The sequence below is a fragment of the Vibrio sp. Vb1026 genome (genome assembly GCF_033338745.1).
GTDB classification, from domain to species: Bacteria; Pseudomonadota; Gammaproteobacteria; order Enterobacterales; family Vibrionaceae; genus Vibrio; species Vibrio alginolyticus.
This window is the reverse complement of sequence record NZ_JAWOTH010000003.1, coordinates 393,814-407,085: the sequence shown is the minus strand read 5'-3', so window position 1 is coordinate 407,085 and position 13,272 is coordinate 393,814. Positions and strand designations below refer to the sequence as shown.

The following is a 13,272-nucleotide window of genomic DNA, read 5'->3' as shown; positions in this document are numbered from 1 at the left end:
TAAGACAATTTCAACTATAAGCTTTTACCACTAGATCTTGCGATATAGGCACGTTTTTCCTCTTGCAAACTAACGCCCGCTTAAGTGGTGAGCAACGCAATACGATGTTTCCGCACACCACCTTAATCACGAAAATCAACGCATAATAAAAATGCCACGCGTTGCGAATCCGTCTTGAAGCGTTTGTTATAACTACGATTTCACACTATCCAAATAAGACACTGATAACCTAGTTATCTTAAATATCCGGCTTCCTTTACTATTAAATCCGGACTCTAAGAGACCAAGTTTACAAAGTTGAGTTAAATCATCATGTATAAAACGAGGTTCGTTTATCGTTAATTCGCCAGGACCGTCCAAAAATAAATAACTTGTACCACTTGAGTCGCCTACTTCTAGAAACGTGGATGACCCAGATTTGTCAAATTGACACAATATGTCAATTGCTTGGTTTGAGAGCTCTACGCTTGGCTCGATTGCTTTAACTATGCCCTTGAAGTCCTCAAACTGATACGCTAACTGCATAAGTAAGTTATCAAGGTTTGCCAAGCTTTTTATGACCTCATCATGATTACGATTTAGTAGCTGTTTTACTTGTAGTGAAAGAATATGATTATTGTTTAACTCTTCAATAACAGCCTTATGCCTTTTATCAGACAGCCAATTTACTAAATCATTATACTCATCACCATCACGGGCTCTCCCTTCAGCTTTATATGCTGATACAAGTCCCAATATTGTTGCAAAAGAACTCCAAGGTTCCATCATGCTTCCTTCCATTTAGGCATTAAGTTTGTACTGTTACATGTAACTTTATTATGAGTTTTATGCGAAATTCTAATAGTAGTTATAACGCCGCGTTAAGTGGTGAACAACGCCAACCACCAAACCTAAACCATTGTACCTTAAACACTTAATCTGACTAGAACTGAAATCGCCAAGCGTTGTGAATCCGTCTTGAACGCCTTGTTAGGCGAAGTTTCACACCGATGTTTAAGGTTGTTTTCAAGCAGATTACCCGAAACCCAATAAGCAACCAAACACCCACTGACTTTTTGTGATTCAAGAACCACAAATGTCACTATGTTTCAGCTAAGATGCCAGCGACCACGAAATACAGACTTTCAGCGATCAAGTTGCTTTTGAGGAAACGAAACGTAAAGCTACAAACTTAAAGCGAGAACAAAAGCCTCAATTAACTTGCCCCTGCCACACTTTGAGCCAATGAAACTCACTACCAACCGGCTATGAAAACCAATGAGGCAACCCGCAAACCTTGGCATGTTTTACGGCCAGAGAGATTCAAGAATTTGAACAGACAATCTTGAATTGCCGACTTAGAAAAACGAATGCTCAAAGAGACCTAAGAAAATGAGAACAAAGGACTTTCCTGCCCGTCGCCTAACGCCGCGTTAAGTAGTGAGCAATGCCAGCACCTAACCTAAAACATTGCACCGTAAACACCAAAACTCGACTTGAACTGAAAATGCCGAGCGTTGCGAATCTGCCTTAAACGCCTTGTTAGCTTACTGGCTGATTTAATTAATAAAGTATCCGATTACACGCCACCCTTTCATGGTTTTAGTTAAGGTAAGCGTTTCGGTTACTTGCTCACCAGAGAACACAGATTGATATTGAACTACAATATACTCACCGTCTGGCACGTTCGGTAAGGAGTTCAGCTTCTTGGCATCCGATAAACGACGAGATTGAAGGTTACCTACCGATTCTCGTGCTGAACCTACAGCTTCCACCCAATGATCTTTTGATATTTGGGAACGAAATAATTCACCCGAGCTATTCCAGCTTTCTTCGTAGTTTTGCGAATCTATAAGGCTTAACCAATCTAATGCTGCAAGTTCCGTTGATTTCGTTTGTGCAAACAACATTGTTGGAAATAGCACCAGTATTAAAATTAACTTTTTAAACATGCAAAATCATCCTTTTCTTGGTTGTAAGCTAACGCTCTGCTAAGGGGTGAGCAACGCAATACCTAAGCCGCCGCAAACCACCTTAATCACTAAATTCAACGCACAGTAAAAATGCCACGCGTTGCGAATCCCTCTTGAGCAGTTTGTTAGCTGTGTTTTACAACACGAGCTTTGCTCCCAACATACCAAGAGCTGCGATAGCTACCATCGTAAACCAAAGGTAAATCATAAAAGATAGGTATAACGAAAATAAACCTCTCACAGCTTTATCTAAGTTTGCACCTTCATCGTGCTGTAAGAAGTACGCTAGTTCTGCTGTAGGTATTGATCCAGCAAAGCTCTTAAATTTGAACTTTACCATCATCAAGCCCATTGAGACTGGAAGACTAGATACTAATAAAATGATTCCCACCGAAGTCCAGACATTCTCAGGGGAGTCATTACCTAAAACTACTGCTGCCCCGATCAACACTAAAAGCATTCCCAGAAAGCCCTTAAAAGATGACAACAATGAGTCTCTTGTTTTTATATACAGCCAGAATAGCGGCTTATCGAATTTTCTCATTTTTTCCTCAAACAGCTAACGCTTTCTATACGGCGATTTGCCGTTTTTATGGCAGGCTACCGCCTTCTTTCTTATCAAAAGCGCTATCAATCGTAGCACTTATATGTATGAAACAAATAGAAAAACAGTATGAATATGTGTGGTAGCGCGCGCAATTAGTCGGCGCACAGCACGCTAATTTCAAAAGTGGTGATACATTAACAGAGCTGTATAAATAAACAGGTTAATTTATCATGAAAAGTCAGTTTTTACTTAGTGTAAAAGAACACATGCTTACTCGTCATTATGCGAATAAAACTATCGAAAGTTATCTATTTTGGATAAAACGCTTTATCACTTTTCACCAGCTTGCACACCCATCAACACTTGCAGAAGATGATGTCATTCAATTTCTGAGTTACTTAGCGGTAGAAGAAAAAGTTGCGGTAAAAACGCAAGCTTTGGCGCTGAACTCAATATCATTTTTATATCGTGATTATTTCAAAACCCCACTATCACTTGATATGAGATTTCAGAAATCCTTGACCGAAAAGAAACTTCCCGTTGTATTAACCAGGGAGGAGATCCGAAGATTCGTTCAGCATATCGACCCGAGGTATAGACTCCATATTCAGCTGCTTTACGGCTCAGGGCTTCGAGTTATGGAATGTTTACGCTTAAGAGTTCAAGACATCGATTATGATTATGGTGCAGTTCGCGTTTGGCAAGGAAAAGGAGGTAAAAATCGTACAGTCACATTAGCCAAAGAACTGCATGAACCACTCAAAGCTCAAGTTAATTTAGCAAGAAACTATTACTTTAAAGATAGGCACATGCCTGGTTATGCGGGCGTATACATCTCTGAAGGTTTACGACGTAAATACCCAAAAGCGGAGCTAGATTTTAACTGGCACTTTTTGTTTCCATCAACAAAGTTAAGCGCAGATCGAGACACTGGTGAACTCAGAAGGCATCATATCAATGAAAGCGCAATACAAAGAGCAGTAAAGCGCGCGGCAAGCGACGCAAGCATTGAGAAAACTGTAACTTGCCACACACTAAGACACAGTTTTGCCACGCACTTATTGGAATCTGGCGCAGACATTAGAACTGTTCAGGAACAATTAGGGCATACTGATGTGAAAACCACGCAAATCTATACTCACGTTATCGAGCGCGGGGCTGGTGGTGTGTTGAGTCCATTATCCAGCCTTTAGAAAAACAAAGCCACCTCGAAAGGTGGCTTTGTTTTATAACTCTTTATTGACGAACACCGAGTTTCACATTGCCTTTTGAATCAAACCAAAGTGCTTGCGAACGGCGACGTCCTATTAGTATCGGACCATCGTCATAAAAGAGAAAGTTCTTCCAGTGCTTTTTAAAAATAGACCATTTCGTTTCGATGACATTGTACTTCTCGTAGCAAAAGTAAACGGTCACATCGTCTTGCCAATCGATATGTGCCTCAACTTCCGCTAGCATGTCAGGTTCATCCGACTCCCACGCAGCCATCCAATCCACAGTTTCAGACCAATTCGCCTCATTCATTGGCCAGTCTTGGGAACTAAGTCTATCCATATCAGGGCTTTGAGCACTGATATTTTCTTTCCAAAATTGTGCTGAACGGGCTTGGTTCATCGGCTTAATAAAAGCCAAATCTTCTTCTGGCACAGGCATCGACTGATGCGTAAAAATCCATTTTCTTTGGTATTCATCCAAAGGCAAATAAGACATTCAGTCTCCTTTATTACGATTTCAGCCAACCTTTCTCTGTGGCTTCTTCAATCAACTCTTTCGCTTTGTCCCATAAGGTAACAGAGCCAAATTCAATTCGTTTATTAATGGTAAGTGCTTGTTCGCGTGAGACACCATGTTCCTTCCAACTCTGACCATTATTATGGTAGTTCAAGAGCATTGGAATTAATCGATCGAGTGCTTTTGCATACTTAGCATCATCGGTCTGCGCGGCTTCAAATTCATGCCAAAGCGCCAATAGCTCTTGCTCCTGATCGCTGGGTAACATACCAAACAAGCGCTCTGCAGCTCTAATTTCTTTTTCTGCTTGCTCTTGAGACGCAGCAGTATCATAAACAAAGGTATCGCCCGCGTCGATCTCTACTACGTCATGTATCAATAACATTTTCATCACTCGGCAAATATCAACAGGTGCATTCGCATGCTCTTCCATCAATATTGCCATCAGTGCGACATGCCAACTATGCTCACCACTATTTTCGAGGCGCCCTTCAGCACTTTTAACTCGAGTTCGGCGCAAAATGCTTTTGAGTTTATCGAGCTCGATTACAAGTGCTAACTGCTTTTCCAATCGTTCCATACTATCGCCCTTCTGGCTGCCAATTCGGATTAATAAGCGACGTTAGAACGTGGTCTTGCCACTCACCATTAATCAAAAGGTAATCTTTTGCATATCCTTCTCGGTTGAAACCTACATGCTCTAGCACAGCTTCACTGCGTTTATTGTGAGGCATGTAGCCAGCTTGAATACGATGCAGTTTCTGAACGTTAAACATGTAGTCGCAAGCCATGGTTAATCCACGACGCATATAACCATGCCCTTGCGCTTTTTCAGCGAGAGAATATCCGACGTTACAAGAATAAAAAGGAAAACGACTCAAACTACTAAAGGATATCGTACCTAGCATTTCACCCGAAGAGGCTCTGACTAAAAGGCAATAATACCCCAATCCCATTCGATGCAGCTCATTGAGCTTGATAAGCTTTTGCAACCAACCGTTCACTGAGAAAAAAGCCTCTTCACGTTTCGGTTCAAACGGTTTCAGGTATTCTCGGTTGGCTTGAAAATATTCGGCAATCATATCTGCGTCACCGATTTCAGCGGTACGAAGAAGCAAGTCACCGTCCAACTTATGAACGGCGATAGATGAGCTGTTATCTTCCATTACAAATGATTAATTCCGTCTTTTCGTTCAATTCGATTAATTCTTACGTATACCGTAATCACGCAGTTTATTAGCGATTGAGGTATGCGATACATTCAAGCGCTTAGCAAGCTTGCGGCTTGATGGGAATGACTGATACAAACGTTCCAGAACTTGAGATTCATAATCACGCATGATCTCATCCAAAGAACCGTCGATGTTAAGCGTTGCACTACCAGCGCCGACTGACTGAGGCTGAGGTAAATTGAAGTGATCCGCGTTTAGTATATCACCATCCATTTCCGTGAGCGCTCGAAGAACCATGTTATCCAGCTGGCGCATGTTTCCTGGCCACTGATAATTTGCAAGGGCATCAACTAGACCATCATCAAACTCTGGCTTATCAATCCCAAGCTGTTGAGCATGTTTCGCCACAAACAACTCAAGCAATGGTGCAACGTCGTTTGAGCGCTTACGTAACGGAGGAATGCTGAGCGTAAGTACGTTGAGACGATAATACAAATCTTCACGGAACATTCCTGCTTCAGAAAGCTCGGCAAGGTTATGTTTTGTTGAAGCGATGATACGAACATCGACATGCATCTCATCTTCTGCACCGACACGACGGAAATTACCATCCTGTAGAAAACGTAACAGCTTGATTTGAAGGTGCGAACTCATTTCACCGATTTCATCAAGAAATACCGTGCCGCCATTTGCTTGCTCAAAGATGCCTTTGTGGCCTTGTTCATGATTGAATGAACCCGGCGCATGACCAAAAAGTTCGGTTTCTGCTACATCGTCAGGCATAGAAGCACAACTCAAAACTAGGAATGGCTTGCTCGCGCGGCTAGAACGGCTGTGGCAAGCTTTAGCAAGCATTTCTTTACCAGTCCCCGTTTCGCCCTCAATCAACAATGGTTGGTCAAGCACAGACAGCTTCTTAGCTTGGTTCATTAGTGCTTTATGACGGTTCGATATACCAACAAAGTGCTCAAAACCCAGAGGATTATGCAGCGGTAGTGCTTCTTCAATTCTGGCAACTTGCTGACTAGAGCGAATCGTCATTAGAGTACTCGCTAGAGTCGAGTTTTGCGCTTCGTCTCGGATATAAACGGGCATCAACTCTAGAACATAGTCCAAGCCATCAATCACAAGGTTTTCCCGCGTTCGACCATTAACACCTTCAGACCAACGAGAGAAACGAACACTTGGTAACAAAGCACCGATTTGAGTACCAATCACTTCTTGCTTGTGAAGGCCAAGCAATGAAAGTGCAGACATGTTTGCCATGTCTACGGCACCTTTAAGATCAATGGCAAAAACCGGATCGGGCAAGTTATCAACTAACGAGAGCAGCTCCGTATTGTGGCGCTCCATCGGCATAAACTGGATTTTACGTACGTCTTTCACCCCCGGAATACGGCGGATTTCAGCCATCAGCTCACTAAACGTATCAAAATCAATATCCGGGCAATTCAAATAGATAATACCGCTAATATCGATTTCGATACCGCGCAAGTCGATGCTTTTAGACGCTAAAATATCGAGCAGTTCTCGGGTCAAGCCGAGTCGATCTTCACATAAGACTTCAAGACGCACTTAAAATATCCCAATTCACAACTGTCAGGAAAAGTTGACAGTAGTTTCTATCATGCTTGGAATGGCGTCAAGCAATCCTATCCATCAAAGTTGATATTCGTTACGGTTTCATCGTAATTGATGCAACTTTCGCCGCCACTGCCTTGCGTATGGTGCCCAACTTAACCTGACGGTCAGGATACCAGGGTAGTGGACGCAATAAGGTCATCGCTTTCAAGCCCAAACGTGCCGTTAGAATACCAACACCTAGTCCCTGCCCTGCACGAGCAGAAACTTTGCCAGCAAGATCCATCGACATCAAATCCATACTGGCATCAATAGCGAGCTCACTGGCTCCAGCCGCCGCCATATTGACAAATACCGCTCTTAGTAACTTGATGCGAGAGGCATAACCTAGCTCTACCCCATATACTTTGGAGAGGTTGTCGATCATTTTGAAATTTCGCCACGCCACCAGCAACATATCAGCGGCAGCCAGAGGGCTCACGGCGACTAGGGCCGCACACTCGGTTGCGTGCTGTGATACGATTTTCGTTGCCAACTTGTCTTGTTGGCTCACCACCATCGAGTCATACATATCAAGAATTTCAGCGTCACTATGAGCAGGGTTAATACTGTTCTGCCAACGATCAAAGCCCGGATTCTCTGCCATCACACCACTTTGTTCTGCTACGGTTTCGCAAAAGGCTTTCCCTTTCCCAACGCTCTCACTATTAACAAGTGCTTCTGCTTCTTCTTGAACACTAAAATGATTTCGTAGTTTTCGCAGTTTCCAAAGCTCTTTACCCATAGCTCCTAAACCAAGCGAAGCGATCGCAGCAATAAACCCCGTCCAGCTTAAGGCCAGCCAATCAGAAGCCTGAATTGCGGTTATAACCGAGTCCAACGCTTGCCAGCCAACCAAACCAGCAAAAGTTGCAAATGCGCCAGTCGCGAGCCATTTTCTGCCCGATTTTGGACGAATGACATGCTCGAGTTGCAATTCCTGTTCGGTCTCCTGGTGCGCTTCTTTAACTTCAACAGGTACAAATGTTTCTTTTTCGCCGAATGTTTGCTGCGCCGTCAACTCCGGTTGATTCGATTGCTGATCTTTTTCCATTACCTTTTCAGAGAAAACTTGTTTTTGCTTCAACTCACTCATTTCAATTTATCTCCAATCAGGTAATCCAGTGCTTTGTCTAAGCGTATGTGCTTCACTGGCTCATCATTCGGTGAGGGCATCGGACGAAACGACGTAAAATCAAACCCGTTGTTTTGCCAATAAGCTGCATTTGGTAGCTTTTTCGGCACCTCTCCGGGAAACATAGTCATCGGCTCACCACCCAATGTTGTTCCTTGTAACGCCGGGATGGTCTTATCTCCAGAGGAAATAAACCCCGTCGTGGTTGCTTGGATGGAAGCGATACTCATGCAGCTCATCTCAATATTCTCGTAGGCTGCCGTTTGCCATGCTGGATGCACCATTTGTTGGAGCAGAGACACCAAATTTGGGTGCTGATCGGGCGTGATATGATCCGCTTTTGTAGCAGCAAACAACACTTTGTCGATTTTTGGTGAGAACAAACGACGCAAAAAGCTACTACGACCATAACGGAAGCTATGCATGATCTGTTCTAGCGCTTGGCGCATGTCGTAAAACGCTTCATCACTAGCATTGAGAGGCTGCAAACAATCCACCAGTACAATCTGGCGATCGAAGGTCGCAAAATGATGCTTATAAAACGCTTTCACTACTTTTTGTTGGTATTCCTGAAAACGGGCTTCTAGCACCGCTAAGTTACTGCCCTTGGGCGCTTTGCTTTCCGAATCAGCACGACACGGAAAAAACTGTAGCACCGGCGCGCCTGCTAGCTCACCAGGTAATACAAAGCGGCCAGGCTGAACCCAATGAAGGCCAGAGTCTTTACAAGAATGAAGGTACTCGGTGTATGTGTGTGCAACTTTCTCAAGTAGTTTCTCATTCACTTCTGTACAGAGATCCACTTTCTCCAGTTCAGAAAGCCAAGCTTTGGCTAAATCGCCACGCTGGCCTTTAAGTGCATCAAACTGAGTTTGCGACCACGTTGCAAAGTCCATGTCCAATAAAGGCAGGTCGAGCAACCACTCTCCTGGATAGTCGATAATATCAACATTTAAAATTGCGGTTTTACTCAACAGCTTTTTCGTAGTTTTATTTGGTTTGTACTTGAGCGCTAAGCGAATCTCACTCACATCACGTGTCGGTACTGGCCACTGAGGTGGAGTCGCATGAATTTGGCTCATCGCCTCATCGTAAGCAAAGCGTGGCACCATCATATTCGATTGAGGCTCACGTTTCGCCCCAATAAGGCGCTTATCTCTAGCCGCAGTCAAAAGAGGCAAATTGTCATGGGTTGCAGTATGAAGAAGCTGATTCACTAATGACGTGATGAATGCCGTCTTACCGGCACGAGAAAGTCCGGTGACAGCAATTCGAACATTAGAGTCCATACCTCTGTTGATAAAGTCATTAACTTCTTTCTTTATTCTCTTCATTACGCTTCTTTATCTTACTCCACTTTAAAACAACGTTGTCAGCGACTTCGAATTTCGAGCTATGAATACTGTTCTATCCCGAATCCTATGAGTTTAACTTTATATACCTTAATAAAAGATGAACAAAACATCCGGCTTAATGCTGTGTTAAAAAAGAAAAGCCCCTGAGTGGTTCAGAGGCTTACTTAATCTACAGCATTAGTAACTCTATATGCGCTGATTACTATGTTAAACAGGAACCCGCTTTCTTTAAGCCTAGTCGTCTTCGATTAACTTATAGATAACAAATAGAGCGATTTCTAAAATCAGCCACAACACACATGTGATGGTCACGTACTTTTCATCAAAGATGCTGATACCGTGAAGAATCAAGTCATAGCCAACAAAGCCACCTATCACTACAGCAAGAATAATTTGTAGAATCTGAATAAAACGAGGCATGCCGTCTCCTAATTATTGTTCGCATAACGTTTGATTGCTATGCCTAAAGGTTTATATCCTTAATTATATAGACAAAAAGTGCAGGTTTCGCTGCACTTTTGTCAATTGTTTGCTAGGTAAATCAGCACCTTGTCACATTCTCTCTACTGAGACGCAGCAAGATTGCCCTTTGCCTTACGCTTCCATCTCTTGAATTTTCACTTTCCAAGTGTCTGGACCGATTTGGTGCGCGTTAACACCATTTGAGTCGACAGCCACTGTTACTGGCATATCTTCAACTTCAAATTCGTAAATCGCTTCCATACCTAAATCTTCAAATGCGACAACGCGAGCTTTCTTGATCGCTTTCGCCACCAAGTACGCAGCGCCACCGACAGCCATTAGGTAAACCGCTTTGTGATTCTTGATAGATTCAACCGTTGCAGGGCCACGCTCAGCTTTACCGATCATGCCCATGATGCCGGTCTTTTCTAGCATCATGTCGGTGAATTTATCCATACGCGTAGATGTTGTTGGGCCAGCAGGACCAACGACTTCATCACCAACTGCATCGACAGGGCCTACGTAGTAAATGAACTTACCGTTGAGATCTACGCCTTCAGGTAGACCTTCACCGTTATCTAGCATGCCTTGAATACGTTTATGCGCAGCATCACGGCCAGTCAGAATTTTACCTGATAGAAGAACCGTTTCGCCTGTCTTCCACTCTTGTACTTCTTCTTTAGTAATTGTGTCTAAGTTTACGCGACGCGTATTTTCGCCCGCTTCCCAAGTGATATCTGGCCAATCTTCTAGTTTAGGTGGTGTTAGCTCTGCTGGGCCGCTACCATCAAGCGTGAAGTGTACGTGACGAGTCGCCGCACAGTTCGGGATCAAACAAACAGGCTTAGAAGCCGCGTGCGTTGGCGCAGTTTTGATTTTAACGTCGACAACAGTCGTCAAACCACCAAGACCTTGCGCACCGATACCAAGTTTGTTCACGCGATTGAAGATATCCAAACGAAGCTCTTCTTCTGCGTTTTGTGGGCCACGGTCAATAAGCTCTTGAATATCGATGTGTTCCATTAGAGATTCTTTTGCCAATACCGCTGCTTTTTCAGCCGTACCGCCGATACCAATGCCAAGCATGCCAGGAGGACACCAGCCCGCCCCCATTGTTGGTAGCGTTTTTTCTACCCACTCAGCAATATCGTCAGATGGGTTTAGCATCACCATCTTAGTTTTGTTTTCGCTACCGCCGCCCTTCGCAGCGATCTGAATTTCAACTTTATCGCCCGGTACCATGTTGATATGTACGACGGCAGGCGTGTTGTCTTTGGTATTAATACGTTTACCAGCAGGGTCCATAAGTACTGACGCACGCAACGGGTTATCAGGGTTCGTGTACGCTTGTCGAACACCTTCATCTACCATCTGCTGAACCGTCATGTCGGTCGAATCCCATTGCACGCCCATACCGATGTTGACGAAACACGTCACAATACCAGTATCCTGACAAATTGGACGGTGACCTTCTGCGGACATTCGGGAGTTAATTAAGATCTGAGCAATCGCGTCTTTAGCGGCTTGGCTCTCTTCGCGGTGATAGGCTTTTTCAAGAGCTTGAACAAAGTCTAGCGGGTGGTAGTAAGAAATATACTGTAGCGCATCAGCGACACTGCTGATCACATCCTGCTTGCGTATTACCGTCATTACATGCCTCGTTATAGTTATGCTTCCATTATTGGCTTGGCTTCAATCGTGTTTGTTGAGCTTATTGCTCTTTTGAGCTTCGTTTTTTATAAACAATTGTCGAACGGCTGATATCGACACACGAAATGCTGAAGTTGCCTACTTGTAAACCATCTCAAAACCCTATGAATAGAGGGAGTTTGGCTATACAGAGGAGTATGATACTCTTGCTGCCCATGACATGCCATGCAGTGAACGATCTCTTTGTCACAAATTACACAAATGAACAACATGGACAATCAATTCATTGATTTTAAAGCGCTGGAATACGCACCAGAGTTTGCTCTTCACCTTTTTTCTCGCATTCAACACCTACCTTGGGCGATGTTGCTGCGTTCTGCATCAAAAACGCATATCGATAGCCGCTTCGATGTGTTGGTCGCCAACCCAATTGCAACGTTAGAAACCACTGCCGACAACACACAAGTTGAAACGCCATCGAATGCCTATTCAACTCAAGATGACCCATTCACGCTACTTCATCAGTTGCAAGAACAGTGGCTTCCTCACGTTGAGTTAAATAAGGAGTTGGATTTGCCTTTTGTTGGTGGTGCGCTCGGTTACTTCAGTTACGATTTAGGTCGCCGCGTAGAAACGATGCCAGAAGTGGCAGAAAAAGATCTCAACACGCCGGATATGGCGGTAGGTCTGTATGAATGGGCCGTCGTTGTTGACCACAAGCTTAAAAAAGCATGCTTAGTTGGTCAGAATATCGAGCAAGCTTGGCAGTGGTTAAACGAGCAAAAAGCAGAACAAACCGTTGACTTCGCTTTGTCTGGTGCTTGGCAGTCAAACATGACGAAAGAGAGCTACGCCACTCGCTTTGACAAGGTGCAAGAATACTTGTTGAGCGGTGATTGTTATCAGATCAATTTGGCGCAGCGCTTTAACGCACCGTATCAAGGCAGCGAGTGGCAAGCGTATCTGAAATTGGAGTCCGCCAACCAAGCGCCATTCTCAGCGTTTATCCGTATGCCTGAGTCTTCGATTTTGAGTATCTCTCCAGAGCGCTTTTTAGAGCTCAAAGATCGCGTCATTGAAACGAAACCAATCAAAGGTACTCGACCACGCAGCGAAGATCCAAAGAAAGATAACGCTAATGCCCATGACTTGCAGACAGCGGAAAAAGATCAGGCAGAAAACCTGATGATTGTCGATTTGCTGCGTAATGATATTGGTCGGGTTGCATCACCGGGTAGCGTTCACGTGCCAAAGTTGTTCGATATTGAAAGCTTCCCTGCCGTGCATCATTTGGTGAGCACCATTCGTGCAAATTTGGATGAACAATACGCTCCTGCGGATTTGCTGCGAGCGTGTTTTCCAGGTGGTTCAATCACGGGAGCACCTAAAGTTCGCGCAATGCAGATCATTGAAGAACTGGAGCCGCATCGACGCAGCGCGTATTGCGGCAGTATTGGCTATATTTCACGCCATGGTCGTATGGACACCAGCATTACTATCCGAACTCTTGTAGCGGAAAAAAACAAACTTTACGCTTGGGCTGGCGGCGGCGTCGTGGCAGATAGCGATTGCGCCTCTGAGTATCAAGAAACGTTGGATAAACTTTCAAAGATTTTGCCAGCGCTGCAATCGTAGATTTCAACCGTGG

Annotated in this window: 13 protein-coding genes; 2 read left to right on the top strand and 11 right to left on the bottom strand. The window is 44.1% G+C overall.

Annotated features, from left to right (window positions below; all coding sequences use genetic code 11):
- Nucleotides 1–192 precede the first annotated feature (192 nt).
- The 3 genes from R7E47_RS08360 to R7E47_RS08350 form a co-directional block, all read right to left on the bottom strand.
- Nucleotides 193–768 (bottom strand): hypothetical protein, encoded by a 576-nt coding sequence (locus R7E47_RS08360; RefSeq protein WP_318084065.1) that lies wholly within the window; start codon nt 766–768, stop codon nt 193–195.
- A 770-nt stretch (nt 769–1,538) separates the two neighbouring features.
- Nucleotides 1,539–1,931, bottom strand: coding sequence for a DUF4019 domain-containing protein (locus tag R7E47_RS08355; protein ID WP_318084063.1), 393 nt, complete (start codon nt 1,929–1,931; stop codon nt 1,539–1,541).
- Between the two features lie 157 nt (nt 1,932–2,088).
- Entirely contained in the window at nt 2,089–2,496 is a 408-nt protein-coding gene (locus R7E47_RS08350) for a hypothetical protein (RefSeq protein ID WP_176311035.1), read from the bottom strand.
- 233 nt (nt 2,497–2,729) lie between these two features.
- Between R7E47_RS08350 and R7E47_RS08345 the strand changes: the two genes are divergently transcribed.
- Nucleotides 2,730–3,692 carry an integron integrase gene (locus R7E47_RS08345; protein WP_017636093.1) on the top strand — a complete coding sequence of 321 codons (963 nt, stop codon included), beginning with the start codon at nt 2,730–2,732 and terminating at the stop codon, nt 3,690–3,692.
- A gap of 43 nt (nt 3,693–3,735) precedes the next feature.
- On the opposite strand, the gene R7E47_RS08340 is transcribed toward R7E47_RS08345, so the two are convergent.
- The 8 genes from R7E47_RS08340 to R7E47_RS08305 form a co-directional block, all read right to left on the bottom strand.
- Complete coding sequence (locus R7E47_RS08340; RefSeq protein ID WP_054574728.1) at nt 3,736–4,209, bottom strand: DUF2947 domain-containing protein; 474 nt, start codon at nt 4,207–4,209, stop codon at nt 3,736–3,738.
- A 13-nt stretch (nt 4,210–4,222) separates the two neighbouring features.
- Complete coding sequence (locus R7E47_RS08335) at nt 4,223–4,810, bottom strand: HD domain-containing protein (protein WP_005376917.1); 588 nt, start codon at nt 4,808–4,810, stop codon at nt 4,223–4,225.
- Nucleotide 4,811: 1 nt separating this feature from the next.
- Complete coding sequence (gene rimJ / locus R7E47_RS08330) at nt 4,812–5,396, bottom strand: ribosomal protein S5-alanine N-acetyltransferase (protein WP_005376916.1); 585 nt, start codon at nt 5,394–5,396, stop codon at nt 4,812–4,814.
- 36 nt (nt 5,397–5,432) lie between these two features.
- On the bottom strand, nt 5,433–6,977 hold the full coding sequence (gene tyrR, locus R7E47_RS08325; RefSeq protein ID WP_017820442.1) for a transcriptional regulator TyrR: 1,545 nt from the start codon (nt 6,975–6,977) through the stop codon (nt 5,433–5,435).
- A gap of 100 nt (nt 6,978–7,077) precedes the next feature.
- Nucleotides 7,078–8,118 (bottom strand): YcjF family protein, encoded by a 1,041-nt coding sequence (locus R7E47_RS08320; protein ID WP_258481317.1) that lies wholly within the window; start codon nt 8,116–8,118, stop codon nt 7,078–7,080.
- Nucleotides 8,115–9,491: a YcjX family protein gene (locus R7E47_RS08315; protein ID WP_258481318.1), complete on the bottom strand. Its 1,377-nt coding sequence runs from the start codon at nt 9,489–9,491 to the stop codon at nt 8,115–8,117. The genes R7E47_RS08320 and R7E47_RS08315 overlap by 4 nt, the downstream gene beginning before the upstream one ends.
- A gap of 255 nt (nt 9,492–9,746) precedes the next feature.
- The gene (locus R7E47_RS08310) at nt 9,747–9,932 is read right to left on the bottom strand and encodes a hypothetical protein (protein ID WP_005376906.1); all 186 of its coding nucleotides are present in this window, start codon (nt 9,930–9,932) and stop codon (nt 9,747–9,749) included.
- Nucleotides 9,933–10,106: 174 nt separating this feature from the next.
- Nucleotides 10,107–11,624, bottom strand: a complete 1,518-nt coding sequence (locus R7E47_RS08305; RefSeq protein WP_005376905.1) for a fumarate hydratase — start codon at nt 11,622–11,624, stop codon at nt 10,107–10,109.
- A 270-nt stretch (nt 11,625–11,894) separates the two neighbouring features.
- Between R7E47_RS08305 and pabB the strand changes: the two genes are divergently transcribed.
- Nucleotides 11,895–13,259 carry an aminodeoxychorismate synthase component 1 gene (gene pabB / locus R7E47_RS08300; protein WP_258481319.1) on the top strand — a complete coding sequence of 455 codons (1,365 nt, stop codon included), beginning with the start codon at nt 11,895–11,897 and terminating at the stop codon, nt 13,257–13,259.
- The last annotated feature ends 13 nt before the right edge of the window (nt 13,260–13,272 follow it).

Bases quoted from the DNA above. Each gene is read 5' to 3' on its own strand.
- R7E47_RS08305 (WP_005376905.1), bottom strand. From the start codon at position 11,624: ATGACGGTAATACGCAAGCAGGATGTGATCAGCAGTGTCGCTGATGCG.
- R7E47_RS08350 (WP_176311035.1), bottom strand. From the start codon at position 2,496: ATGAGAAAATTCGATAAGCCGCTATTCTGGCTGTATATAAAAACAAGA.
- R7E47_RS08360 (WP_318084065.1), bottom strand. From the start codon at position 768: ATGATGGAACCTTGGAGTTCTTTTGCAACAATATTGGGACTTGTATCA.
- R7E47_RS08310 (WP_005376906.1), bottom strand. From the start codon at position 9,932: ATGCCTCGTTTTATTCAGATTCTACAAATTATTCTTGCTGTAGTGATA.
- R7E47_RS08345 (WP_017636093.1), top strand. From the start codon at position 2,730: ATGAAAAGTCAGTTTTTACTTAGTGTAAAAGAACACATGCTTACTCGT.
- R7E47_RS08355 (WP_318084063.1), bottom strand. From the start codon at position 1,931: ATGTTTAAAAAGTTAATTTTAATACTGGTGCTATTTCCAACAATGTTG.
- R7E47_RS08315 (WP_258481318.1), bottom strand. From the start codon at position 9,491: ATGAAGAGAATAAAGAAAGAAGTTAATGACTTTATCAACAGAGGTATG.
- R7E47_RS08335 (WP_005376917.1), bottom strand. From the start codon at position 4,810: ATGGAACGATTGGAAAAGCAGTTAGCACTTGTAATCGAGCTCGATAAA.
- R7E47_RS08320 (WP_258481317.1), bottom strand. From the start codon at position 8,118: ATGAGTGAGTTGAAGCAAAAACAAGTTTTCTCTGAAAAGGTAATGGAA.
- R7E47_RS08340 (WP_054574728.1), bottom strand. From the start codon at position 4,209: ATGTCTTATTTGCCTTTGGATGAATACCAAAGAAAATGGATTTTTACG.
- rimJ (WP_005376916.1), bottom strand. From the start codon at position 5,396: ATGGAAGATAACAGCTCATCTATCGCCGTTCATAAGTTGGACGGTGAC.
- pabB (WP_258481319.1), top strand. From the start codon at position 11,895: ATGGACAATCAATTCATTGATTTTAAAGCGCTGGAATACGCACCAGAG.